Consider the following 23,652-nt stretch of genomic DNA (forward strand, 5'->3'; position numbering starts at 1 on the left):
GAGTCTCTTGCTCGCTAACCTTCTGCCAATCCGATAAGCAGCTGCGCATGAGACGAGTCGTTATCACCGGTATCGGCCTCGTGACTCCGCTGGGCGTCGGCACCTCCCATGTCTGGGGCCGGCTGACGGCCGGGCAGTCGGGGATCAAAGGCATCCAGTCCTTCGACGTCTCCGATTTGCCAGCGAAGATCGCAGGACTGGTGCCGCCGGGATCGACCGAGGACGGCTACTTCGACGCCGATCGCTTCATGGCAGCGAAGGACCGCCGCAAGGTCGACGACTTCATCCTCTACGGCGTTGCGGCCGCCCAACAGGCGGTCGAAGACGCAGGCTGGATGCCCGAGGACGAAGAGGACCGGGAACGGACCGGGGTGATGATCGGCTCCGGCATCGGCGGCCTGCAATGGATCTCGGAGACCGCGGTCCTCTTGGAGCAAAAGGGGCCGCGCCGGGTCAGCCCCTTCTTCATCCCGGCGGCCTTGATCAACCTGGCCTCGGGCCAGGTGTCGATCCGCTACGGCTTCAAGGGCCCGAACCATGCGGTGGTCACGGCCTGCTCGACTGGGGCGCATGCCATCGGCGACGCCGCTCGCCTGATCAAGTGGGACGACGCCGACGTCATGGTCGCGGGCGGCGCCGAGGCCGCGGTCTGCCGGCTCGGGGTCGCAGGCTTCGCGGCGGCGCGCGCGCTCTCGACCGGTTTCAACGAGACGCCCGAGAAGGCGTCCCGGCCCTGGGACGAGGGACGCGACGGCTTCGTCATGGGCGAGGGCGCCGGTGTCGTCATCCTCGAGGAGCTGGAGCACGCCAGGAAACGCGGCGCCAGGATCTATGCCGAGGTGCTGGGCTATGGCCTGTCCGGCGATGCCCACCACATCACCGCGCCGGCCGAGGACGGCAGCGGTGGCTTTCGATCGATGCAGGCGGCGTTGCGCAGCGCCAAGCTCAATCCGGAGGACGTTGACTACGTTAACGCCCACGGCACCTCGACCCCGCTCGGCGACGAGATCGAGCTGGGCGCCGTGAAGCGGCTCTTCGGCGACGCCGCCTACAAGCTGTCCATGTCCTCGACCAAGTCCGCGATCGGCCACCTGCTCGGGGCCGCGGGGGCGGTCGAGTCGATCTTCTGCTGTCTTGCCATCGACCAGGGCGTCGTGCCGCCGACCCTGAACCTGGACAATCCGTCCCCGGGTTGCGACATCGACCTGGTGCCGCACCAGGCGAAGGAGCGCAAGGTCAACATCGCCTTGTCGAACTCCTTCGGCTTCGGCGGCACCAACGCCAGCCTGGTCCTCGGGGCCTATACCTAGCCCGCGCATCAAGCTCTGGGCCAAAGCCGGCGCAATCGCGGCGGCTTTGCTGGTCCTTATTGCCGGCGCGGCGGTGCTGGGCGGGATTATCCGTCTCGATCGTCCGGGCCCGCTGCAGGCCGACACCACGGTCATCGTCGAACGGGGCGCCTCGCTGCCGGCAATCGCCGAGGAGCTGCAGAGCGGGGGCGTGATCGACGACGCCTTCCTGTTCCGCCTCGCGGCCCGCCTCTACCGGGTCAGCCGCAGCCTCAAGGCCGGCGAATACGCCTTTCCGGCCCGGGTCTCCATGGGCGGGGTGATCGACATCCTGGTCAGCGGCGAGACCGTGATCCGCCAGTTCACCGTGCCTGAGGGCCTGACCAGCGCCGAAGTCGCAGGCCTGCTCGCGGGCGTCGAGGGGCTGATCGGGGAGATCGACGGCGTTCCGGCCGAAGGCAGCCTGCTGCCCGAGACCTACAACTACGCCTGGGCCGACACGCGCCCGGAGGTCGTCGGGCGGATGCAGAAGGCCATGGACGACGCGCTGGACGAGCTCTGGCCGACCCGGGCGGAGGACCTGCCCTTCGACACACCGGCCGAGGCGGTGATCCTGGCCTCGATCGTCGAGAAGGAGACCGGGGTGGCCGAGGAACGGGCCCTGGTCGCCGGCGTCTTCGTCAACCGGCTCAGGCGCGGCATGCGGTTGCAGTCGGACCCGACGGTGGTCTATGCGCTCACCGGCGGCACCGGGCCGCTCGACCGGGCGCTCCGTTCGCGCGACCTCAGGGTCGACAACCCCTACAACACCTACGGCAACGCCGGCCTGCCGCCGGGGCCGATCGCCAACCCCGGGCGGGCCTCCCTGGAGGCGGTGCTCAACCCCGCCGAGACCGACTACCTCTACTTCGTCGCCGACGGCACCGGCGGCCACGCCTTCGCCCGCACCCTCGCCGAGCACAACAAGAACGTCGCAAAATGGCGCCGCATCCGGCGCACGATCAATCGGTGAGGGCGGGTCGGTCTGCCCTTAACTCGTCCTAGAGAACCTGCTCTGCGGCAGCTCGGACCCCGGCCTCGAGCTCCCAATTCGCAATCGTGATTTCAGGTCCAAGGACGGACAAGGCACAATCCGTGATCGAAATGGTGCTATGATCGCCCGGAGGGAGAGCAATTGGCCGATTTGGCGGGCCCGATACATAGCTCAGATCTCGCCGAAGGCGAGAGCGCGACGGCGGCGCCCAGTTCGCGCATACATGCGCGCGCCGTCGAGAGCCTCTTCGAGGTCTTCGAGACCATGTGTGACGGGGCGGTCTCCGTCGATCGCAACGCCCGCATCGTCTGGATCAACGAGAAGTATCGAAGCTTGCTGGGCGTCGGCGAAGGCGACGACGTCCTCGGCCGGGAGATCGAGACGGTCATACCCGAGAGCTTGATGCGCGAGGTCGTCGAGACCGGAAAGCCGATCCCGATCGACATCATGCGCTTCGGGGATCGGCACTTCGTGGTCAGCCGGCTGCCCCTGCACGACGCCAGGGGCGCGGTGATCGGCGCGGTCGGTTTCGTGCTCTACGACAACCTCGACTACCTGGAGCCGCTCATCTCCAAGTTCGAGAAGCTGCACACAAGGTTGACCTCGATCGAAGCGCAGCTCGCGGCGGCGCGGCGGACCCGTTACAGCATCGCCAACGTCGTCGGGGTCAGCCAGGACATGGTCGAGATTCGCCGCAAGGCGCGCAAGCTGGCCCAGCTGACCAGCCCCGTCCTGCTCCTGGGCGAGACCGGCACCGGCAAGGAGCTGCTGGCGCAGTCCATTCACGCCGCCTCCGACCGGGCACAGCGCCCCTTCGTTGCCGTGAACATGGCCGCGATTCCCGAAGGGCTCCTGGAAGCGGAGTTCTTCGGAGTCGCGCCGGGTGCCTTCACCGGCGCCGATCGCCGGGCGCGCATCGGCAAGTTCGAACTGGCGCACGGCGGCACCTTGTTCATGGACGAAATCGGCGACATGCCCCTGCACCTTCAGGCAAAGCTGCTGCGCGTGCTCGAAGACCAGGTGATCGAGCCCGTCGGGTCGAACGAGGTCAGGCGGGTCGACGTGCGCCTGATCGCCGCGACCTCGCGGGATCTCGCCACCAGAGTCGACACGGGGGACTTCCGGAAGGACCTCTACTACCGGCTGAACGTGCTGCCGATCCGCATCCCGCCGGTCAAGGACCGACTGGTCGACCTGCGGCCCCTGGCGGAAGCCCTGCTCGAGCTCATCGCGGTCGCGAACAACACGCGGGTTCGGGAGCTCGACAGCAGCGCGATCCTGGTGATGCAACGGCACGCTTGGCCGGGCAACGTGCGCGAGTTGCGAAGCGTCCTTCAGCGGGCCTGTCTGGAGAGCGACGATGACGTGCTCTCGGGGCAGGTCTTCGAGCAGCTGCTGCCGGCGGCGCGCGAACCCCGAAAGCGGGGCGACGAAGGCGCCGGCTCGACGGAAGCGACCCTGGCGCACCGGGTCGCTAACCTGGAGCGCGAAGCGATTCTCGACGCCCTGAGGCGCACGAAGGGCAAGAAGGCGCCCGCCGCCCGGCTCTTGGGCATTTCCAGGTCTACCTTGTATGAGAAGATCCAGGAGCTGGGACTGTCCGATTCTCGGTCACTAGGTGACTGATTTCCGGACAGCGGAGAGTCTTTGTTCAGTGACAACGGCTTAGCCGCTCTGCCGTTCTAGACCGTCCGAAAATCCGAACAGTCTCCCCGCCGCGTCGTCTGCCGGGCGCCGGCGCAGATTCCCGCTGTAATCCAGCGTTTTAGAGGTGCCTTTCACGCTTGGCACGAAAGTTGCTCATGCGTCGACCAAGGGCTCGCCGCACCGCGAACGAGCGAGCCGTTGACCCGCTGAGCGGGATGGGAGGCATCCATGCTGTCGCTCAAGGCAGCCCGCAAGCTCGATCGCACGCCGGATCCCGCGTCCGTCGATCGCGCGGCCCTGCGCCTTTCCCGCGCCTCCGCCGTCACTTCTTCAGCCGAAGCCGCCGGGCCCTCGCGTGGCGAGCGGCTGTGCCCTGGCGGCCGCTTTCCTTGGGACAAGAAAGGAACCCGGAAGATGACTCCATCAAGACTTGGCCAGGCGGCCCAAGCTCTGCGTTCGTTGGCAGCCCTGGGGCTGGTGGCGACCCTCACCTCGGTTGCCGCCGGCACGGCGGCCCTAGCCGCGGACAAGGTCCGCTGGAAGGTCCCCGTCGCCTTCGGCACCAACCTGCCGGCCCTCGGCGACAACATCGTCTACGTTGCCGACGCCCTGAAATCGGCGTCGGGCGGGGCGATCCAGTTCAAGATCTTCGAGCCCGGCAAGCTGGTGCCGCCCTTCAGCATCACGGACGCGGTCAAGGACAAGAAGATCCAGGCCGGATACACCTGGATCGGCTACGACCAGGGCAAGATTCCGTCCTCGCCGCTCTTCGCCGCCCGTCCCTTCGGCATGGAGCCTTGGGAGTTCACCGCCTGGTGGTACGAGGGCGGCGGCAAGGCGCTCGGCGAGGAGGTCTACGCCGGACACGGCGTGCATCCCGTGCTCTGCGGCATCATCGGGCCGGAGACGGCCGGCTGGTTCCGCAACGAGATCACCTCTCTCGACGACCTCAAAGGGCTCAAGATCCGCTTTGCCGGCCTTGGCGGCAAGGTCATGGAGAAGGTCGGTGCCTCGGTCACCCTGCTGCCGGGCGGCGAGATCTTCCAGGCCCTGGAGAAGGGTGCGATCGACGCGTCCGAGTTCTCCATGCCGGCCATCGATCAGAAGCTCGGTTTCAACAAGGTCGTCAAATACAACTACTTTCCCGGTTGGCACCAGACCTACACGGCCTTTCACCTGGTCGTGAACAAGGGCGTCTGGGACGGCCTCGAAGACAGCACCAAGGCGCTGATCGACATGGCCTGCACCGCCGGCGTGATGCGCAACCTGTCGCGCGGCGAGGCGATCCAGGGCGAGGTGATCAAGGCCTTTCAAGACAAGGGCGTCACGGCCGGGAGTTTCCCCGAGGACATCCTGCGCGAGCTGCAGCGCATCGCCAAGGAGGTCATGGAGGAAGAGGCTGGAAAGGACCCGCTTTTCAAGAAGGTCTACGAATCCCAGGAGGCCTTCTCGTCGAACTACAAGGTCTGGAAGAGCCTCGCGTATCTGCCGCGGAGCTTCTGACGGCGCGGCCCGGTGCGGCAGCTCTTTGGCATGGCTAGGAGGGGAAGCAAACGATCATGACGGACGGAAACGCTCAAACACCTGGAGTAGCCCCGGACAGCCCGGGCGGGGATCATGATCGACTTCACGAGCTCATCCACCACGCCGAGCTGCCGCACACGGCCCTCTCGAGCGTCCTGGACCGCTTCGTTCGGCGGCTCGGATCCCTGATCTCCTGGATCTGGCTGGCTCTGGTCGCGATCATCGTCCTCAACGTCACGATGCGCTACGTGCTGGGCGAGGGGCGCATCGAGTTCGAAGAGATCCAGTGGCACATCTACGCCTTCGGGTTCCTTCTGGGCCTCGCCTACTGCCTCGAGTCCGACGATCACGTCCGGGTCGACGTCGTCTACGAGAAGTTCGGCCTGGGCACGAAGGCCTGGGTCGAGCTCTTCGGAATCCTGATCTTCCTGCTGCCCTTCGTGATCCTGGTCATCTGGTTCACCCTGCCCTTCGTCACCTATTCGATCTCGATCAACGAGGTCTCCGAGTCGCCGGGCGGCCTGCCGGCGCGCTGGGCCATCAAGTCGGTTCTCCTGATCGGCTTCGTCCTGCTGCTGGTTGCGACGGTCTCGCGCCTGACCCGCGTCACCGCGTACCTCTTCGGGGCGCCGGCGCCGGTCGCGGCCCAAACCAAGACAGAGGGAGATTGAGCGCGATGGAGTTCAACGAAATCCTCTGCGTGCTGATGTTCGTCAGCTTCATCGGATTGCTGTTCACCGGATTCCCGGTGGCCTGGGTCCTGGGCGGCCTGGCCGTGATCTTCACCCTGGTCGGCTGGATCGCCAGCGAATACACCGACCTGATGGCCGACTCCTTCTACACCATCGACTGGGCCTACACCTCGGCGGTCGTCGACCGGATCTGGGACGTCATGAAGAACTGGGTCCTTGTCGCCCTGCCGATGTTCATCTTCATGGGCCTGATGCTGGACCGCTCGGGCATCGCCGCACAGCTGATGAACAACTTCGTCAAGCTATTCGGGCGCGTGCGCGGCGGCATGGCAGTGACCGTGGCCCTGATCGGAATCCTGCTGGCCGCGTCCACCGGAATCATCGGCGCCTCGGTCGTCCTGCTCGCCCTTCTCGGCCTGCCGGTGATGCTGGAGAACCGCTATCGGCCGAGCTTCGCCGCGGGGACGGTCTGCTCCGTCGGCACCCTCGGGATCCTGATCCCGCCGAGCATCATGCTGGTACTAATGGCGGATCGGCTCGCGATGTCTGTGGGCGACCTCTTCCTGGGCGCGCTGATTCCGGGCGTCCTGCTCGGCGCGATCTACATCACCTACATGCTGGTCTACGCCCGGCTGGCACCCGATGTCGCGCCGGCGCCTGAGAACGTCGAGCCGATCTCGGGCAAGGCGATCCTCGGGGTCCTTTGGGCGGTCCTGCCGCCCGCCGCGCTGATCCTGGCCGTTCTCGGTACCATCTTCATGGGTCTCGCCACGCCGACCGAAGCCTCCGGCGTGGGCGCTTTCGGTGCCCTGCTCCTGGCCTGGGCCAACAAGAAGCTGAACCTGGAGGTGTTTCGCGAGGTCTGCGAACAGACCACCAAGACGACGGCCTTCATCTTCGCGATCTTCCTGGGCGCCACGGCCTTCTCGCTGGTGTTCCGCGGCCTCGGCGGCGACGAATTGATCGAAACGGCCTTGAACGGTCTGCCCCTGGGACCCACCGGCATCGTGATCGCGGTCCTGGTCTTCACCTTCATTCTGGGCTTCTTCCTGGATTGGATCGAGATCACGCTGATCGTGCTGCCACTGGTCGGCCCGGTGATCGCCAACCTCGGCTTCGACCTCGTCTGGTTCACGGTGCTCTTCGCGGTCTGCCTGCAGACCTCCTTCCTGACCCCTCCCGTCGGCTTCGCCCTGTTCTATCTCAAGGGCGTGGCGCCGGCCGGCGTGACCGTCGCCCACATCTACAAGGGCGTCATTCCCTTCATCCTGCTGCAGCTCAGCGGCCTGGTCCTGGTCTTCGTCTGGCAGGATCTGGTCACCTGGTTGCCCAGCGTCGCCTACGGTTCGAACTAGGGAGGCCACGATCATGCTGCCGACGATCCGCAAGATCCTCTACTCGAGCGACCTCGGCGACAGCGCCGCCCGAGTCTTCGCCTTCGCGGTCGCCCTGGCCCGACAGCATGGCGCCAGCATCACCTTCCTGCACGCCATGGAACCCATGGGGCCGACGGCGCAAACCCTGGTGCGCAACATGCTGCCGAAGGAAGAGCTGCAGCAATTGCAATCGCAGGGCCTCGCGAAGGTCCGCGAGGAGATCACGACGCGGATCCACAGCTTTTGCCAAGCCGAACTCGGTCCGCAGGCGGAGGAGGATGAGCTCGTCACCGACATTCGGATTGTCGACGGTCACCCGGCCGAGGTGATCTCCGAGCAGGCCCGGGACCTCGGGGTCGACCTCATCGTCATGGGTACGCACGGCCGCGGCGGTCTGCAGCGCGCCCTGCTGGGCTCGGTCGCGCAGAAAGTCGTCTCCCGTGCGGACCGGCCCGTCCTGCTGGTGCCGATCCCCGAGGACGTGAAGTGACCGGCCGCCAGCCGGGACGAGGCCGAAGAGGATGAAGAGGATGAAGAGGTGCCGAAGGTGGTGCTGAAATCCGATGTCGCCGCCGCGCCGGATGTGCTGTGGCGGGCCATTCGGGATTTCTCGGCTCTCGGCCGCTGGAACCCCCTGGTGCTCTCGCTGGATTCCGACGGCGACGGCGAGGGCAGCACCCGCAGGGTCGAGCTCGAGGGTGCCGGCACCTTCGTCGAACGCCTCGACAGGCGGAACGACGGCGAGCGGACCTACAGCTACTCGATCGTCGAAAGCCCCTTGCCGATCTCAGAAGGGACCGTCGAGGTCAGGGTCAAGGACAACGGCGACGGGACGGCGACGGTCGAATGGACCGGCTCCTTCGAATCGGAGGCTCTCAGCGAGTTCCAGACGGTCAGGGTTTTTCAGCAGCTCTACCAGGCCGCACTCGACAACCTGGGGCATCACGTCCTCGGAAAGAAGAGGGAATCCTAACCTCGCGGCAGCCGAACGGACGAGGTAGGGGGATTGTCCACGATGAGAAACAAACTGGTCTCACTCGACGACGCCATCGCGGTGATCCGGGACGGCGATACGGTCTGCACCTCGGGCTTCGTTGGGATCGGCACACCGGATGAATTGCTGTGCGGCCTTGAGGCGCGGTTCCTGGACAACGGTCATCCCCGGGACCTGACCCTGGTCTTCGCGGCGGGCCAGGGCGATGGTGGCGAGCGTGGTCTCAACCGCTTGGGCCACGACGGCCTTTTGAAGCGGGTGATCGGCGGCCATTGGGGCCTGATACCCAAGATCGGCCGTCTCGCGCTGGAAGGCCGGATCGAAGCCTACAACCTCCCTCAGGGCTGCATTTCCCACCTGTTCCGCGACATCGCCGCCGGCAAGCCGGGCAGCGTCTCGCGCGTCGGCCTGAAGACCTTCGTCGACCCGCGTATCGACGGCGGCAAGATCAACGACGTGACGACCGAGGACATCGTCGAGCTCATCGAGCTCGCCGGCCAGGAGGCGCTGTTCTACAAGGCCTTTCCCATCAACATCGCCTTGCTGCGCGGCACCACCGCGGATCCCTCCGGGAACATCACCATGGAGCGCGAAGCCTTGGTGCTGGACAACCTGGCCATGGCGATGGCGGCAAGGAACAGCAACGGGATCGTCATCGCGCAGGTCGAACGGATCGCCAGGCAAGGCTCGCTCAACCCGCGGCAGGTGGTGGTGCCCGGCGCCCTGGTCGACTGCATCGTGCTGTCCCGACCCGAGAACCATCGCCAGACCTATGCGACTGACTATTCGCCGTCCTTCTCGGCGGAGATCTCGGTTCCCTTGGAGAGCCTGGAGCCGCTGCCGCTCGACCTGCGCAAGGTGATCGCCCGCCGGGTCGCCTTCGAACTGCCGCCGAACGGTGTGATCAACCTGGGCATCGGCATGCCGGAGGGTGTCGCCGCCGTGGCCGCCGAGGAGAAGCTGCTCGACTACATCACCCTGACCGCCGAACCGGGTGTGATCGGCGGGGTTCCGGCGAAAGGCCTCGACTTCGGGGCGGCGGTCAACACCGAAGCCGTGGTTCACCAGAACCAGCAGTTCGACTTCTACGACGGCGGCGGCCTCGATCTCGCCTGTCTCGGGATGGCCGAATGCGACCGGGAGGGTAACGTCAACGTCAGCCGTTTCGGGTCCAAGCTGGCGGGCGCCGGCGGCTTTATCAACATCAGCCAGAACGCGCGACGCCTGGTCTTCGCCGGCACCTTCACCGCCGGCGGGCTTAAGGTCGCCCTGGAGGAGGGGCGTCTCGGAATCGAGCAGGAGGGCAGATCGCGGAAGTTCATCGAAAGGGTGGAGCAGGTCACCTTCAGCGGTCCCTTGGCCGCCGATCTCAAGCGCCCGGTGCTCTACGTCACCGAGCGCTGCGTCTTCGCCCTCGAGCGCGAGGGCCTGCGCCTGGTCGAAATCGCGCCAGGCGTCGATCTCGACCGCGACATCCTGGCGCAGATGGGCTTTGCGCCCTTGGTCGAAGATCCAAAGGTCATGGATCCGCGGATCTTCCATTCCGAGCCGATGGGCCTGAAGGCGCTGCTGCTCGACCTCGACCTCGAGGACAGGATCACCTACGACCCGGCACGCAACACCCTGTTCCTCAACTTCGAGAACCTGCACCTTCGCCGCCCGGACGACATAGACGCGATCCGCGCCGCCGTCGAAGCGAGGTGCCGCGAGATCGGCAAAGCCGTCGACGTGATCGTCAACTACGGATCCTTTCGGATCGACCCCGAGCTCGTCGAAGCCTACGGAGAGATGGTGCGCGATTTGGAGAAGCGCTACTACAACCGGGTCTCGCGCTACGCCACCAGCGCCTTCATGCGCATGAAGCTGGGTCAGATCCTCACGCGCAAGGTGGCGCCGCACGTCTTCGAGACCCAGAACGAGGCGCGCGATTTTCTGCGTGACGCCGGCCTTCCGGCCGGCTGAGATGCCGCCTCAAGGGACATCGAACTTCAGGGAACTTCAAGGAGAGACGGAGATGCGGATCAGCGCCGCTTTGCTGGGACTGGTGATCGGGCTCGCCGCCGCGTCGGCGCAGGCCTACGACCAGATCGTCGAGAAGCAGAGCTTCACGATTCCGGAGTTCACCACGCAGGGCGGTCGGACGATCAAGAACATGACGCTCGGCTGGGAGGCCTACGGGCGCCTCAACCAGGCGAAGGACAACGTCATCCTCGTAACGCACTACTTCTCCGGCAACTCCCATGCGGCGGGCCGGTACGCGGCGGACGACAAGGCGCCCGGCTACTGGGATTCGATCATCGGTTCGGGAAAGCCGGTTGACACCGACAAGTACTACGTCATCTCGGTCGACACCCCCGTGAACTTGGGCGTTCACAACCCCAAAGTGATCACCACCGGGCCGGCGAGCATCGATCCCGAGACCGGCAAGCCCTACGGCCTGCGCTTTCCGATCGTCACCATCCGGGATTTCGTCGAGACCCAGAAGGCCCTGCTCGATCAGCTGGGGATCGAGAAGCTGCACGCGGTGATGGGCGCCTCGATGGGCTCGCTGCAAGCCTACGAATGGGCGGCGAGCTATCCCGGGATGGTAGAGCGGCTGGTCCCGGTGATCGGCTCGGGCTGGGCCGACGGCGATCTCATCGCCTGGCTGAACATCTGGTCCGCGCCGATCCGGCTCGATCCGAAGTGGAACGGCGGCGACTACTACGGCGGCGAGGCCCCGACCAAGGGCCTCGCGGAGGCGCTCAAGGTCGTGACCCTGCACGCCCAGAACCCGGAATGGTCCAACGGCGTCTTCGGCCGTACCTGGGCCGACGAGGCGAAGGATCCGGCCGCCTCCTTCGAAAACCTCTACAAGATCGAGGCCGTGCTGGACGCCGCGGCGGCCGCCCGCGCGAAGACCTCCGACGCCAACCACTTCCTCTATCTCGCCAAGGCCAACCAGCTCTTCTACACCGGCCACGGGGAGAGCCTCTACGAAGGCCTGCTCGAGATCGACTGCCCGGTCCTGATCATCCACACGGACGAGGACCTGGTATTCCCAGGCAACGCGGTGCGTGAGACGGCCGCGATCATCAGGTCGGACGGCACGGCGGTCGAAGTGGTGGAACTGGAAGGCACGCGCGGGCACCTGGATGGCGTGCTTTCCATCGCCCAGGCGGGCCCGCGCATCCGGGCCCTGCTGGAGCAATGACGCGGCAGCTCGGCGGCTGATCCAGCGCTGAAATGTGGACCTGGGTCTTCCGCGGCCGGGCCTTCCTGGCGACGGTCTTGGCCGGCCGAGACCGGCTAACTTGTACTTCGTCGCCGACGGTATCTGCGGTCACCCCTTCGCCCGGACCCTCGCCAAGCCCAACAAGAGCGTCGCCGAGTGGCGCCGCATCGGGCGCACGATCAACCGGTGAGGATCAGTCTGGTAAGGGAACCGGCGATGGAGTTTATCCTTCTTGGCTCACATACCCTCTGATCGATCGCCGTAGGGCTACGAGCATCCCAGAGGAAGACCCATGTCGCGCCTGCCCTGACCAGCGGTCGAGCCGGTTACCCGGATGGCGCGAGCGGGAGGCTCAGCGACAGGTCGTACTCATCGCAGTAGTTCGGGATCGCCTCCGCCACCTCTGGGGTCAGTACCGTCGGGTCATCGCCTTCGGTGAGGGCCGAGATCCAGCCCTCTAGCCTTTCGTCGCCCTCATCGGCGAACAGCCGCACGAAGTCCGAAACGCGCATTCGCGCCACGAAACTGCTCGCGGCGTCCGCGTCCACGAAGCCAAGCCCCCCCGCCGGTCCCGCGTCCGGCATCGGCCGCGCGATGGTCTTGATGAAGCGCAGAGCCGGATTGGTGCGGAAAGTCAGGTCGACGTCGATACCGTTCGACTTGAAGGCTTCCATAACGGCTCGCTTGTGGTCAAAGCTCGTCTCGACCGTTAAGCCGCCGTATTTCTCCCTTCGCTCGACTTGGCGCTTGTCGAAAAGCGGCTGGTCGCGGTCGATCGCAGTGTCGACAAGGGCACGGATGTGTGGGGAGACCGCGAAGCGAGATCCCGTTACGCTCGATAACAGGCCACGCAGGAAGGCTGTGGCCTGGTGCAGCCGACAAAGCGCCACTGAAATCTGCGGCGCGGCGAAGCTTGTGCCTGTCACCGTCGTCAAGAGAAGGGCGCGCTCTTCGCCGAAGCGCTCGACGAGCTTTGGGTCGGGCGGCAAGTCGGCCTCGTACCGCAGGTCGCGCGTGGTGATGCTATCTACGCCCCAGGCGGCAACCAGAAGCCAATCAGCGCTGCGGATGTCGCCTGCCGGTCGGCTTGCCTGTTGCCAAAGGCGCCGGCCAGCTTCGTCGGCGGCAGTGACGACGGTTGTCCCGGCGCCCGTCGCCCAGGGGTTCAGAAAGCCTTCGGCCGGCCCATCGTTGCCCGCCGGCATCGTCACCGGCACACCCAGCCCGATGGTGAACGCCTCGACCGCGCGGCGCACCGTCGCTTCGCCCGTTCGGCGCGGCCGGCTGTTAATCAGCGCTCTCGGTGGCGCCAAGCTTAGATTAATCGAGGCGACATCGTGGATGCCTGTTCGGATGTAAAGGTGGAGCTGCTCGAGCCGGCCAAGCAACAGATAGATCGTTCTGAGTATCCCGCTGTCGACAAGCTCCACATCGCGCACGGCCGGATCGCGGCCCAGGGCTAGAACCGCGTTTGCGGCCGGGGTCGCGAGGACGGTATCGATGAAGGGGTAAGAGTAGCCTTGCCCCCCGAGGCTCTCCAGTACCGCTGTGCTCTTGTCCTCGGCCGTATGGATCGCAACCGGCACGGGCCGGTTGCCGAGCCGCGAGAGTTGCCGCCGCTCGAGGGCGTCGAGCACCGCGGCATCCGCCGACGCGGCAGTCAGCGCCATGATCGCCGTAAGCGCAAGACTTGCACGCCTCACGGCTCTTCTGGCAGCGACACTAGCGTCGTGAACTGCGCCCTGACGCTGTCCCCTGACCAGAAACTGCCGCCGAAGTTGACGGCGACGTCGAAGTCGCCGATCAGCTCCGGCTCTTGGAGCTTCCGCGGGACGACGACCAGCAGCTTCAAGGGGATGTTGCCGATCGGATAGCTGTCCTGCGCCCGGTTGAACTGCCAAAAGGCGTGCGTCGAGCCGAAGCCTGAAAACACGTTCGCGTAGGCCGGTGCGTAGGTGTAGTTGAACGCGGCGTTGGCTTTGGCGGTGGCGGCGCCTTGAAAGCTACCGCCCGCACCGATCTCCAAGCCTGCGCTACCCTGGAATGCGGCCTTCTTGAACCCGTTCGGCGGAAACACGTCGATCACGATTGGCTGGAGGGCTAGGTCTTGCGGCTCAGCGAGTGACAGCGCGACGTCCACGCGTTCGGGAATAAGATCTCCGGACGGCCGTACGCCAATGCTGAACGGCACTATCAGAAAGCGGTGCGTGCGCGACCAGCTTTCGAGCTGTGCGGCGGCATCACCCTTCAGATCGTCGACCTGGGCGGCGAGAATGCGATCAGGGAAGTAGATTGTGCCTGCCGGCTCGGTCGAAACACCTTCTAGAACCGACGGATCAGCGGCGCGCTGTACATCTTCGCGCGTCAGCATTTGGACCGGGATCTCGCTGGCCGTCGCCTGCCCCATTATTGCCCCCGTCAGAATCAGAGTGAGTAGTCGCATGGACTCATACTCCCAGAACCGCACGGGGTAGTGCGGATGGGTCTGGTTCAAGGAACACCCTTAGAGATTACGCAAAATGCTGGAGCTGGACCAAGCAGTTTTCGCGCGAAAGGCGTAGAGGCCGACGTTGCGAACAGCCCAAGAGCAGGTCGGTTGGGGAAAAGCAACACGGCCGCAAAGTCCGGGATCTGACCCGCTGTTCAGCCGTCGCGTCCCGGCGTATTATGGCGCCAACCGCCGAAGCTGGCCGGCATGGCGAAGGCCTCGGCCGCCGCCCCTTTGGCTGCGCATCACATAATCGGCGGACATGATCTCTTCGACACGGGAGGCAGACGATGACTCGCGCATCGACACTACTGTTCGCTCTGGCCGCCTTCGCCTTCGCGGCCCAGCAGGCATCGGCGGATACCTTCGTCCGCATCGTCTCGGGCCCCGCCGGCGGAAGCTGGTATCCGCTCGGGGCCAAGATGGCCGAGGTGCTGGAGAAGAAGGTTGCCGGCATTTCGACGTCCAACGGGCCCGGCGGCGGCGTCGGCAACGTCAAGGACGTCAACAAGGGGGAGGCGGAGATCGGCTGGAGCTACGGCCACACCGCCTTCGACGGCTACTCGGGCAAAGGCGCTTTCGAAAAGGCGCATCCCAAGGTACGGCACCTGGCGACCCTCTATCCGGCCGGGCTGCAGACCGTGGTGCCGGCCAGTTCTGACATCCAGTCCTACGCCAACCTCAAGGGCAAGAACATCAGCCCCGGCAAGACCAAATGGTCGGGCTACGCGGCCTTCAAGCTGGTCGCGGGCAAGTACGGCTTCACCGTCGAGGACGTGAAGCAGGCCGGCGGCACGGTCCACCACGTTTCCTACTCGGATTCCGTCGGGCTGATGAAGGATGGCCATATCGAGGCCTTCACCGCGCTCACCAGCGTGCCGCAGGCTTCCCTGCTCGACCTGGAGTTCAATCCCGGGGTGCGCTTCCTGCCGATCGAGGCGGAGGTCCTGTCCGACATCCTTTCGGAGAACCCGGGCTACATCAAGCTGGAGGTCACAAACGCCCACTACAAGAGCGTCAAGACGCCGGTCCCGACCCTGGGCGCCGTGACCAACCTGGTCGTGCGCGAGGAGCTGCCCGAGGACATCGTCTACGGCATCACCAAGGCGCTGTGGGAAAACCACGCCGAGTTCGCCAAGGTCAAGGACGTCTGGAACAGCGTCAAGATCGAGAACGCCTTGCTCGGCGCCGCGATCCCGGTGCATCCCGGCGCGCAGCGCTACTACGATGAAGTGGGCGTGACGGCGAAGTAAACCACGCCGAAGGTCTTCGCTTCACCGCCGCGCGCCGCGCGCGCTCCGCAGGGTGCCTTGCGTGCTTCGGTGGGCCCGGCGATCCGGCCGGGTCCCCGCCGGGCGATCCTTGGCGATGCTGCCGGACCGAGCTACCACTGCGCAACCACAGGACCATGTCGAACACAGTCGAGCGCATCGAGTACGGCGAACGACGGGAGTATTCGCTCCTCGAACAGGCTTTGCGCCGCCGGCGCCTCGATTTCGCGGTGCTGGTGACGACGGTCTGCGCCGTCCTCAGCATCGCCCTGGCCCTGTTTCATCTCTACGTGGCGGTCTTCGGCACGCCCGAGAGCCGCTCCTTCCGCAGCACGCATCTGACCGCGATGCTGGTGCTGGCCATTCTGCTGAACCCGACGTCTCGGCCCGGGGGCCGCCGAGAGCGCCGCGGAGGTTTCCCGCTCGGGCTCGCGTGGGACCTGTTTCTCGTGACGGTCGGGATCGGCATCCAGGTCTACACGCTCTACGACATAGAGGCCTTGCTCGAGCGGGAAGGCGACCTGATCAGGGCCGACGTCTACGTCGGGTCCGCGATGATCCTGCTCGTTCTGGAGGCGACCCGTCGAGCCGTCGGGCTGCCGATGGTCCTGGTCACCCTGTTCTTCGTGGCCCATGCGCTCTACGCGAACCACTTCTTCGGTTTCCTCTACGGGCCGCCCACGTCCTTCGAAAAGTACGTCGACGTGATTTTCGTGCGCAGCGAAGGCATCTTCGGCATCCCGATCTTCGTGGCCTCGACCTACATCGTCCTCTTCATCATCTTCGGCGCGATCCTGATCCGCTCGGGCGCGGGGCGCTTCTTCATTGACCTGGCCATTGCGCTCACCGGCCACCGCACCGGCGGGCCAGCCAAGGCCTCGGTCGTCGCCAGTGCCTTCCTGGGCACGGTCTCCGGCTCCGCCGTGGCGAACGTGGTCACCACGGGTGCCTTCACGATCCCACTGATGAAGCGCCTGGGCTACCGGGCGCGCTTCGCCGGCGCGGTGGAGGCCTGCGCTTCCTCGGGCGGGCAGATCACGCCGCCCATCATGGGCGCCGCGGCCTTCATCATCGCCGAGTTCCTGCACGTCAGCTACTTCCTGGTGATCGTCGCGGCCATCGTGCCGACCCTGCTGTACTTCGCGACCGTGTACTTCATGGTCGACATCGAGGCCGACAAGGAGGGCATCGAACGCATCGACAGGGCGCGCCTGCCCCGGGTCGTCGAGGTGGTCAAGCGGGGCTGGCACCAGCTTCTGACGCTGGGCGTTCTGGTCGCCCTGCTCGGGGTCGGCTACACGCCGATGATGGCCGCCTTCTGGGCGATCGTCACCCTCGTCGCCCTGAGCTTCGTCAGCCGGACGACGCGGATGAGCCCGGTCGATCTCTTCGCGGCCTTGGAGTCCGGGGTGAGGAGCGCGATGCCGGTGTCGATCGCCTGCGCCTGCGCCGGCATTCTGATCGGCTCAATCTTCGTCTCCGGGCTGGGCCTGAAGTTCACGAACTCCGTCATCGAGCTGTCGGGCGGACAACTCTTCCCTCTGCTCCTGCTGACCGGCACCGCGGCGATCATCCTCGGCATGGGGATGACCACGACGGCGGTCTACATCACGGTCGCGGCGCTGATCGTACCCTCCTTGATCGAGATCGGCGTCGTGCCGATCGCGGCGCACCTCTTCGCCTTCTACTTCGGCGTCGTGTCGACGATCACGCCGCCCGTCGCCCTCGCGTCCTTCGCCGCCGCGGCCATCGCCAAGTCGCCGCCCATGGCCACGGCGGCGGAGTCCGCCCGCATCGGCGTGGCCAAGTACCTCGTGCCGGTTGTCTTCGTCTACAACCCGGCGCTGCTCTTCGAGGGCTCCCTCTGGGTCACGGCGAGCTCGACCCTGCTCGCCATCGCGGGTCTCTGGGGACTGTCCCTGGCCTTGGAAGGCTGGTGCAGGGGGCCGCTGTCGCTCTTTCTTCGGATCGTCGTGGGGGCGCTGTCGCTTGCGCTCCTCTTCCCGCCGCAGCGCCATCTGCTCGACGTCCTGCCCGGCTACGGCGTGGCCGGCATCGGCCTGCTGGGCCTGGCCCTCTTCGTGCTCTTGCGCTATCGGCGCCGGCGGGAGGCGGCGGCATGAAGTGGGGCCAGGTCTTTCTCGGCAAGCCTGTCCATTGGTTGCTGTGGGCGGTGATCGTCGCCGTCTTGTACTGGCTCGGCTCGGAGAGCCTGCACGTCAGGCATTTCGTGCCCTTCCTGATGGTTCTGATCGTTCTGGCGGGCGGAAGCGTCCTGGTCGTCCTTTCGACCTACAGGAAGGATGATCGCATCACCCGGGAGCCCTTCGACGAGGGTTGACGGCGCGCGCCGGAGACGATCGCCGAGCGTCTTTCTCTAGGCGGTCTTCGCGCCCGACTTCTTAGGCATCTGGCGGAGCAGGCGGTCGGTCAGGGGAGTGGGCAGGGCGCCAAGCAGCCAGGCCCAGACGTAGGTCGGCCAGGGGAAGGCGATGCGGCCGCGGTTGCGGGCCAGGCCGCGGCGGATGATGGCGGCGGCGCGCTCGGCGTCCATCAGGAAGGGCATGGGGAAGTCGTTGACCTCGGTCATGCGGCTGCGCACGAAGCCCGGGCAGATCACCGAGACCCCCACGCCCGCGCCGGCCAGGTGGCCGCGCAGGGCCTCGCCCCAGACCCGCACCGCCGCCTTGCTGGCGCAGTACGCCGGGGCGCCCGGGAAGCCGCGAAAGGCGGCCAGCGAGCTCATCAGGGCGATTTGCCCCCGGCCCCGGGCCTGCATCACTTCGATCGCCGGCAGCACGGTGTTGCGTACGCCGTCCAGGTTGATCGCGAAGACCGCCTCGTTCTGGGCCCGGTCCTCGCCGCCGCCGGCCGTGCCGGCGGAGATACCGGCGTTGGCGATCACCAGGTCGAGCGGCCGTTGCCGGTCGAGCTCGGCGATCCAGGCGGCCATGGCCTCGGCGTCGGTCACGTCGCGCAGGGCGGCGGTGACCTCGGCGCCGGCGGCCCGGCAGAGCCCGGCGACCATGGTCAGGCGCGCCTCGTTGCGCCCGCTGAGCGCGAGCCCTACGCCGGGCGCCGCGTAGGCCTTGGCGAGCGCGGCGCCGATGCCGCTGGAGGCGCCGGTAATCAGGATGCTGGTCGGGTTCGTCGTGGTCACGCTGCTGCCGCTCCTTCGTCTGGCATACTTTGGTATAGGGGATCGGCCTCGCTTGTTGGCCCTCGGCACCGCGTATATAAAGGCCCGGTTCCGAGTCCGGTATGATCCCGCGCCGCCCGCCGATTAGGTGACCCAGCTTTGTCTCAGCGCCCCGCCCTTGCAAGCATGACCGGCTTTGCCCGCCAGGAGGGCGGCGACGACGTGATGACCTGGGTCTGGGAGGTCAAGAGCGTCAACGGGCGCAACCTCGACCTCCGCCTGCGCCTGCCCCAGGGCTTCGAGGCCCTGGAGGCCGAGGTGCGCAAGCTGGTGCCGGAGCACCTGGCGCGCGGTAACGTGCAGATCTCGCTGGTGGTCGACCGCTCGCGCCTGCCGCTGCGCTACCGGGTCAACCGCGAGCTGCTGCAGCAGCTGCTCGGCCTGACCAAGGAACTGGGCGGGGACCTGCCGGCCGCGCCGCCGCGGCTCGACGGCCTGCTCACGATCAAAGGCGTGCTGGAGCCCGAGGAGGGCGCCGAAGAGGAGGCGGTCGCCGAGGCCCGCAACGCGGCTATGCTCGCCGACCTGACCGCGGCGCTGGGCAAGCTGGTCCGAGCCCGGGGCGAGGAGGGCGCGCGCCTGGAGGCGGTCATCACCGCGCACCTGCGGTCCTTCGACGAGGTGGTCGAGGCCGCCGGCAAGAGCGCCGAGCTGCAGCCGGCGGCGCTGCGCGCCCGGCTCGCGGCCCAGATCGCCGAGCTGCTTGAGGCCTCGCCGGGCCTGCCGGAGGAGCGCCTGGCGCAGGAGGCCGCGCTGCTGGCGACCAAGGCCGACATCCGCGAGGAACTGGATCGCCTGCGGGCGCACCTGGCCTCGGCGCGCGACCTGATGAAGGTCGGGGGCGCGGTCGGCCGGCGCTTCGACTTCCTCTGCCAGGAGCTCAACCGCGAAGCCAACACGCTCTGCTCCAAGTCGGTCGACATGGAGCTGACCCGCCAGGGTCTGACCATGAAGACGCTGGTCGACAAGCTGCGCGAGCAGGTCCAGAACATCGAATAGCCTGCGGTCTTTGAGTCCATGACCTCCGAATACGTGACAGACGTCGAGATCAGGCGCCGTGGACTGATGCTGGTGCTGTCCTCGCCCTCGGGCGCGGGCAAGACCAGCATCTCGCGGGCGCTGCTGGAGCGGGACGGCAACCTCTCGCTCTCGGTCTCGGCGACCACGCGGCCGCAGCGCCAGGGCGAGACCGGCGGCAAGGACTACCACTTCGTCACGACCGAGGACTTCGAGGCCATGGTCGCCGCCGACGAGCTGCTGGAGCACGCCCGGGTCTTCGGGCATCTCTACGGGACGCCCAAGGCGCCCGTCGAGGCGGCGCTCAGCGCCGGCCGCGACGTGCTCTTCGACGTCGACTGGCAGGGCACCCAGCAACTCGCCGAGCGGGCCCGGGACGACCTGGTCAGCGTCTTCATCCTGCCGCCCTCCACGGCCGAGCTGGAGCAGCGCCTGCGCAGCCGGGCCCGCGATCCGGAGGACGTGGTCCAGGCTCGCATGGCCAAGGCGGCCGACGAGATGAGCCACTGGGCGGAGTACGACTACGTCATCGTCAACCGGGACTTCGAGGACAGCATCGTCGAGGTCCAGGCGATCCTGGCGGCGGAGCGCCTGCGCCGCGAGCGCCAGGTCGGCCTCGGCGCCTTCGTCAAGACCCTGACCGGCCGTCCTTAGCCCGAACGCCGATCGGACAGGGCCCGGGCGAGGGCACAGAACTCGCTGATCGACAGCTCCTCGGCCCGGCCGGTCTCCGCCACCCCGGCGGCGGCCAGCAGGTCTGCCGGATCGCCGCCCAGGGACTTGAGGCTCTGGCGCAGCATCTTGCGGCGCTGGCCGAAGGCTGCCGCGGTGGTCTTCTCCAGCGCCGTCCAGGACACGGGGTGCAGGGGCTCGGGCCGGGGGCGCAGCGCCACCAGGGTGGAGGTGACCTTGGGCGGGGGCGTGAAGGCCTGGGGCCGGATGTCGAAGAGCAGCTCGACCTCGCAGAGCCACTGGGTGATCACGGCCAGCCGGCCGTAGCCGCGGCCGCGCGGCGCGGCGGCCAGGCGCTGCGCGACCTCCTTCTGGAACATCAGGATCAGGGAGCCGTAGCATCCCGGTGCGTCGAAGAGATCCCGCAGCCAGCGCAGCAGGAGCGGGGTCGAGACATTGTAGGGCAGGTTGGCGACGATCCGCCGCGGCGGGCTGCCGAGCGCTCGGGTCTCGGCCTCCAGCGCGTCGGCCTCGATCACCTCGAGCCGGCCCGGGACCGCCGCCGCCAGCTCGGCCAGGGCGTCCAGGCAGCGCCGGTCCTTCTCGATCGCGACGACCCGTGCGGCGCCGGCCTCGAGCAGCGCCCGGGTCAGGCCGCCCGGCCCCGGCCCGACCTCGATCGTCGTGCCCCGGGACAGGTCGCCGGCGGCCCGGGCGATGCGGGCGGTGAGGTTGGAATCCAGAAGGAAGTGCTGGCCCAGGCTCCGGCGGGCCGAGAGGCCGTGGCGCGCGATGACCTCGCGCAGCGGCGGCAAGGCCGGGCCTTCGGCGGTCACGGCACGCTCAGGCGGCCGAGGGCCGGGCCGGGTTTGCGCGGGCAAGCGCCATGTCTTCCGCCAGGCGCAGGGCCGCGATCAGGCTCTTGGGGCTGGCCCGGCCGCTGCCGGCGATGTCCAGGGCGGTGCCGTGGTCCGGGGAGGTCCGCACGAAGGGCAGGCCCAGGGTGACGTTGACCGTGCGGTCGAAGTCCAGCGCCTTGACCGGGATCAGGGCCTGGTCGTGGTACATGCAGAGGGCGGCGTCGTAGCCCCGGCGCGCCGCCTCGTGGAACATGCCGTCGGCCGGTAGGGGGCCGAAGGCGTCGATGCCGTGCCTGCGCAGGGCCTCGACCGCCGGCGCGATGACCTCGGCGTCCTCGCGGCCCAGGCTGCCGCCCTCGCCGGCATGGGGGTTGACGCCGGCGACGGCGATCCGCGGCTCGGCCACGCCGAAGGTCTCGCGCAGGGCCCTGGCGGTCACCCGCCCGGCATGGAGGATGCTTCGGGTGGTCAGGCCCGCCACGGCCTCGCGCAGCGGCAGGTGAACGGTGACGGGGACGACCCGCAGCGTGGGCCCGGCCAGCATCATGACCGGGGGCGACGTCAGGCCCGCCAGCTCGGCCAGGTACTCGGTGTGTCCCGGATGCCGGAAGCCGGCCCGGTAGAGGACGGCCTTGTGGATCGGGTTGGTGACCACGGCGGCGGCGCGGCCCGCCTGCGTCAGGGCCACGGCTTCGCGGATGCTCTCCAGCACCGCCGCGGCGTTCGCGCTGTCCAGTTGCCCGGGTGTGCCGACGATCGGCGAGGTCAGCGGCAGGACTGGCAGAGCGCGTGAGAAGACCTCGGCCGCCTCCGCCGGGTCGGCGATCGCCTCGACCTCGACCGGCCATCCGAGAGCCCCGGCCAGGCCGCGAAGTCGGGTCGGGTCGTCGAGGGCAAAGAAGGGGCCGAGTTCGCTTTCGCGTCGCGCCAGCCAGGCCTGCAGGGTGATCTCGCCGCCGATGCCGGCCGGCTCTCCGGCGGTCAGGGCCAGCGGTTCTCGGATGCGGGTGGCCGTTGCCGGCCGCGCCATCAGATCCTCATCTCGACGTTGGCGGCCCGGCGCAGGTCGCGCAGGTGGCGGCGCGACAGCATGTCGACGCGTTCGCGGCGCAGGCCGCTTTCGATCCTGTCGCGGTCGATGCCGTCGCCGCGGCGGCTGCAGACCATCAGCACCACGAAGCCGTCGTCCCGCTGGATCGGCCGGCTCGCCTGGCCGATTTCGAGGCTGGCCACCGCGTTGCGCAGATTGATCGGCAGATCGGCCACCTTGACTTCGCCGAGGTCTCCCGAGGCACCGCCCAGGTCTTCGGCGGCTTCGTCCATGCTGGCACAGCCGTTCAGCGTCCCGGCCAGCTCCACGGCTTCCGAGCGCACCGAGGCCGCCGCCTCCGCGTCGGCGTCCCTGGCCACCGGCAGGAACGCCTGCTTGAGGCCCAGCCACTCGTCGCCGGCCTCGATCCGGCGTTGCTTGCGGAAGAGGATAACGTGATAGCCGGTCAGGCTGCGGATCGGGCCGCCGATTTGGCCCGGCGACATCCGGGACAGCGCATCGTTCAGCTCGGCCGGCAGCTGGGACTCGCCGACCCAGCCGAGATCGCCGCCAACCGGTGCGGTCGCGCTCTGGGAGAACTGCCGGGCCAGGTCTTGGAAACGGGCGCCCTTCTGCAGCTGGTCGATCAGGCGCTGGGCCGAGCCCCGGATCTCCTCGTCCTGCGCCGGATCGTCGACTGCCAGGAATATCTCGGCGACGAGCCGAACCGTCTTGCCTTGGCCTGCGCGCTGACGGGCCACCGCAGCCTCGATCTCCTCTTCGCTGATGGTGACCTGGGGACTGAGCTGCCGGGCGATCACGCCCTGCCAGGCGATGGTGGCCTTGAGCTGCTCTATCAGGGCTTCGAGCATCACTCCGCGCCGGGTCAGCAGGTTGATGAACTCGGCGCGGCTGCGCTTGTTCTGCTCGGCCAGGGTATCGATGGCTGCCTCGATCTCGGTCCTCGACACCTCGATGCCGAGGCGTTCCGCCTCCTGGAGCTGCAGCCGCTCGTCGATCAGGTTGCGCAGGACCTGTGGCCCGAGGCTGCGCTGCGCCTCCGGGCTCGGCTGGACGCCGGCGGCCAGCATGGCCAGGCGGATCCGCATCTCCAGGTCCAGCAGTGAGATGACCTCGTCGTTGACGATCGCGGCTGCCCGCAGCGACTGCTGGGCGCCTGCCATCGTAGGGTTGAATAGCAGAAAAGCCGTCGTCGCCACCGCCAGAAAGCGCCAAATCCGCTTCATCGCCCGCCTCGGCCCGCTCTCGTCGTCTCGATTCTGTTGGGTCTCTTGCCGCCCCGAGTAACTATACCGCTCCGCGGGCTGGCGAACAACGCATGCCGG

At 67.3% G+C, this 23,652-nt stretch carries 21 protein-coding genes; 15 read left to right on the forward strand and 6 right to left on the reverse strand.

The genetic code is table 11. From position 1 onward, the window contains the following. Positions 1–47 precede the first annotated feature (47 nt). The 10 genes from fabF (at position 48) to QNJ30_05685 (ending at position 11,748) form a co-directional block, all read left to right on the forward strand. Positions 48–1,310 (forward strand): beta-ketoacyl-ACP synthase II, encoded by a 1,263-nt coding sequence (gene fabF / locus QNJ30_05640; GenBank protein ID MDJ0942922.1) that lies wholly within the window; start codon positions 48–50, stop codon positions 1,308–1,310. A gap of 46 nt (positions 1,311–1,356) precedes the next feature. Next, positions 1,357–2,301 carry an endolytic transglycosylase MltG gene (gene mltG / locus QNJ30_05645; GenBank protein ID MDJ0942923.1) on the forward strand — a complete coding sequence of 315 codons (945 nt, stop codon included), beginning with the start codon at positions 1,357–1,359 and terminating at the stop codon, positions 2,299–2,301. Between the two features lie 162 nt (positions 2,302–2,463). Continuing rightward, positions 2,464–3,948 carry a sigma 54-interacting transcriptional regulator gene (locus QNJ30_05650; protein MDJ0942924.1) on the forward strand — a complete coding sequence of 495 codons (1,485 nt, stop codon included), beginning with the start codon at positions 2,464–2,466 and terminating at the stop codon, positions 3,946–3,948. A 435-nt stretch (positions 3,949–4,383) separates the two neighbouring features. Next, on the forward strand, positions 4,384–5,472 hold the full coding sequence (locus QNJ30_05655; GenBank protein ID MDJ0942925.1) for a TRAP transporter substrate-binding protein: 1,089 nt from the start codon (positions 4,384–4,386) through the stop codon (positions 5,470–5,472). A gap of 56 nt (positions 5,473–5,528) precedes the next feature. Further along, positions 5,529–6,164 carry a TRAP transporter small permease subunit gene (locus tag QNJ30_05660; GenBank protein ID MDJ0942926.1) on the forward strand — a complete coding sequence of 212 codons (636 nt, stop codon included), beginning with the start codon at positions 5,529–5,531 and terminating at the stop codon, positions 6,162–6,164. A 5-nt stretch (positions 6,165–6,169) separates the two neighbouring features. Continuing rightward, on the forward strand, positions 6,170–7,540 hold the full coding sequence (locus tag QNJ30_05665; GenBank protein MDJ0942927.1) for a TRAP transporter large permease subunit: 1,371 nt from the start codon (positions 6,170–6,172) through the stop codon (positions 7,538–7,540). Between the two features lie 13 nt (positions 7,541–7,553). Further along, a complete protein-coding gene (locus QNJ30_05670) occupies positions 7,554–8,051 on the forward strand; it encodes a universal stress protein (GenBank protein MDJ0942928.1) in 498 nt (165 codons plus the stop codon). A gap of 48 nt (positions 8,052–8,099) precedes the next feature. Beyond that, positions 8,100–8,534, forward strand: a complete 435-nt coding sequence (locus tag QNJ30_05675; GenBank protein ID MDJ0942929.1) for an SRPBCC family protein — start codon at positions 8,100–8,102, stop codon at positions 8,532–8,534. 42 nt (positions 8,535–8,576) lie between these two features. Further along, complete coding sequence (locus QNJ30_05680) at positions 8,577–10,517, forward strand: acyl CoA:acetate/3-ketoacid CoA transferase (GenBank protein ID MDJ0942930.1); 1,941 nt, start codon at positions 8,577–8,579, stop codon at positions 10,515–10,517. 52 nt (positions 10,518–10,569) lie between these two features. After that, a complete protein-coding gene (locus QNJ30_05685; protein ID MDJ0942931.1) occupies positions 10,570–11,748 on the forward strand; it encodes a homoserine O-acetyltransferase in 1,179 nt (392 codons plus the stop codon). A gap of 347 nt (positions 11,749–12,095) precedes the next feature. On the opposite strand, the gene QNJ30_05690 is transcribed toward QNJ30_05685, so the two are convergent. Together QNJ30_05690 and QNJ30_05695 are read right to left on the reverse strand one after the other, a co-directional pair. Beyond that, positions 12,096–13,439 (reverse strand): S8/S53 family peptidase, encoded by a 1,344-nt coding sequence (locus QNJ30_05690; protein ID MDJ0942932.1) that lies wholly within the window; start codon positions 13,437–13,439, stop codon positions 12,096–12,098. A 29-nt stretch (positions 13,440–13,468) separates the two neighbouring features. After that, the gene (locus QNJ30_05695; protein MDJ0942933.1) at positions 13,469–14,140 is read right to left on the reverse strand and encodes a hypothetical protein; all 672 of its coding nucleotides are present in this window, start codon (positions 14,138–14,140) and stop codon (positions 13,469–13,471) included. 407 nt (positions 14,141–14,547) lie between these two features. Between QNJ30_05695 and QNJ30_05700 the strand changes: the two genes are divergently transcribed. From QNJ30_05700 to QNJ30_05710, 3 genes are all read left to right on the forward strand, one after another. Further along, complete coding sequence (locus QNJ30_05700) at positions 14,548–15,510, forward strand: TAXI family TRAP transporter solute-binding subunit (protein MDJ0942934.1); 963 nt, start codon at positions 14,548–14,550, stop codon at positions 15,508–15,510. A gap of 155 nt (positions 15,511–15,665) precedes the next feature. Continuing rightward, on the forward strand, positions 15,666–17,651 hold the full coding sequence (locus tag QNJ30_05705; GenBank protein MDJ0942935.1) for a TRAP transporter permease: 1,986 nt from the start codon (positions 15,666–15,668) through the stop codon (positions 17,649–17,651). Next, positions 17,648–17,869, forward strand: a complete 222-nt coding sequence (locus QNJ30_05710) for a hypothetical protein (GenBank protein MDJ0942936.1) — start codon at positions 17,648–17,650, stop codon at positions 17,867–17,869. The genes QNJ30_05705 and QNJ30_05710 overlap by 4 nt, the downstream gene beginning before the upstream one ends. A gap of 36 nt (positions 17,870–17,905) precedes the next feature. Here the strand turns inward: QNJ30_05710 and QNJ30_05715 are convergent, their stop codons facing one another. Further along, complete coding sequence (locus QNJ30_05715) at positions 17,906–18,688, reverse strand: SDR family NAD(P)-dependent oxidoreductase (protein MDJ0942937.1); 783 nt, start codon at positions 18,686–18,688, stop codon at positions 17,906–17,908. A 165-nt stretch (positions 18,689–18,853) separates the two neighbouring features. Here QNJ30_05715 and QNJ30_05720 point away from each other — a divergent pair, with 165 nt between their 5' ends. Both QNJ30_05720 and gmk read left to right on the forward strand, forming a co-directional pair. Then, on the forward strand, positions 18,854–19,726 hold the full coding sequence (locus QNJ30_05720) for a YicC/YloC family endoribonuclease (GenBank protein MDJ0942938.1): 873 nt from the start codon (positions 18,854–18,856) through the stop codon (positions 19,724–19,726). 18 nt (positions 19,727–19,744) lie between these two features. Then, positions 19,745–20,398, forward strand: a complete 654-nt coding sequence (gene gmk / locus QNJ30_05725) for a guanylate kinase (GenBank protein ID MDJ0942939.1) — start codon at positions 19,745–19,747, stop codon at positions 20,396–20,398. Here the strand turns inward: gmk and rsmA are convergent. The 3 genes from rsmA to QNJ30_05740 are packed head-to-tail and all read right to left on the reverse strand — an operon-like array spanning position 20,395 to position 23,553. Continuing rightward, positions 20,395–21,252, reverse strand: a complete 858-nt coding sequence (rsmA, locus tag QNJ30_05730; protein ID MDJ0942940.1) for a 16S rRNA (adenine(1518)-N(6)/adenine(1519)-N(6))-dimethyltransferase RsmA — start codon at positions 21,250–21,252, stop codon at positions 20,395–20,397. The genes gmk and rsmA overlap by 4 nt on opposite strands. 7 nt (positions 21,253–21,259) lie before the next feature. Next, positions 21,260–22,306, reverse strand: a complete 1,047-nt coding sequence (pdxA, locus tag QNJ30_05735; GenBank protein ID MDJ0942941.1) for a 4-hydroxythreonine-4-phosphate dehydrogenase PdxA — start codon at positions 22,304–22,306, stop codon at positions 21,260–21,262. Beyond that, positions 22,306–23,553, reverse strand: coding sequence for a peptidylprolyl isomerase (locus QNJ30_05740; GenBank protein ID MDJ0942942.1), 1,248 nt, complete (start codon positions 23,551–23,553; stop codon positions 22,306–22,308). Before QNJ30_05740 ends, pdxA begins: the two co-directional genes overlap by 1 nt. Positions 23,554–23,652: the final 99 nt, after the last annotated feature.

It is taken from the genome of Kiloniellales bacterium (assembly GCA_030066685.1).
In the GTDB taxonomy this organism is placed as follows: domain Bacteria; phylum Pseudomonadota; class Alphaproteobacteria; order Kiloniellales; family JAKSBE01; genus JAKSBE01.

What these genes read in the sequence shown, in the direction of transcription:
- QNJ30_05660 (MDJ0942926.1), top strand. Translation starts at nt 5,529, where the DNA reads ATGACGGACGGAAACGCTCAAACACCTGGAGTAGCCCCGGACAGCCCG.
- QNJ30_05740 (MDJ0942942.1), bottom strand. Translation starts at nt 23,553, where the DNA reads ATGAAGCGGATTTGGCGCTTTCTGGCGGTGGCGACGACGGCTTTTCTG.
- gmk (MDJ0942939.1), top strand. Translation starts at nt 19,745, where the DNA reads ATGACCTCCGAATACGTGACAGACGTCGAGATCAGGCGCCGTGGACTG.
- QNJ30_05705 (MDJ0942935.1), top strand. Translation starts at nt 15,666, where the DNA reads ATGTCGAACACAGTCGAGCGCATCGAGTACGGCGAACGACGGGAGTAT.
- pdxA (MDJ0942941.1), bottom strand. Translation starts at nt 22,306, where the DNA reads ATGGCGCGGCCGGCAACGGCCACCCGCATCCGAGAACCGCTGGCCCTG.
- QNJ30_05695 (MDJ0942933.1), bottom strand. Translation starts at nt 14,140, where the DNA reads ATGCTGACGCGCGAAGATGTACAGCGCGCCGCTGATCCGTCGGTTCTA.
- QNJ30_05710 (MDJ0942936.1), top strand. Translation starts at nt 17,648, where the DNA reads ATGAAGTGGGGCCAGGTCTTTCTCGGCAAGCCTGTCCATTGGTTGCTG.
- QNJ30_05665 (MDJ0942927.1), top strand. Translation starts at nt 6,170, where the DNA reads ATGGAGTTCAACGAAATCCTCTGCGTGCTGATGTTCGTCAGCTTCATC.
- QNJ30_05700 (MDJ0942934.1), top strand. Translation starts at nt 14,548, where the DNA reads ATGACTCGCGCATCGACACTACTGTTCGCTCTGGCCGCCTTCGCCTTC.
- QNJ30_05655 (MDJ0942925.1), top strand. Translation starts at nt 4,384, where the DNA reads ATGACTCCATCAAGACTTGGCCAGGCGGCCCAAGCTCTGCGTTCGTTG.
- QNJ30_05690 (MDJ0942932.1), bottom strand. Translation starts at nt 13,439, where the DNA reads ATGGCGCTGACTGCCGCGTCGGCGGATGCCGCGGTGCTCGACGCCCTC.
- QNJ30_05680 (MDJ0942930.1), top strand. Translation starts at nt 8,577, where the DNA reads ATGAGAAACAAACTGGTCTCACTCGACGACGCCATCGCGGTGATCCGG.
- fabF (MDJ0942922.1), top strand. Translation starts at nt 48, where the DNA reads ATGAGACGAGTCGTTATCACCGGTATCGGCCTCGTGACTCCGCTGGGC.
- QNJ30_05685 (MDJ0942931.1), top strand. Translation starts at nt 10,570, where the DNA reads ATGCGGATCAGCGCCGCTTTGCTGGGACTGGTGATCGGGCTCGCCGCC.
- QNJ30_05720 (MDJ0942938.1), top strand. Translation starts at nt 18,854, where the DNA reads ATGACCGGCTTTGCCCGCCAGGAGGGCGGCGACGACGTGATGACCTGG.
- QNJ30_05670 (MDJ0942928.1), top strand. Translation starts at nt 7,554, where the DNA reads ATGCTGCCGACGATCCGCAAGATCCTCTACTCGAGCGACCTCGGCGAC.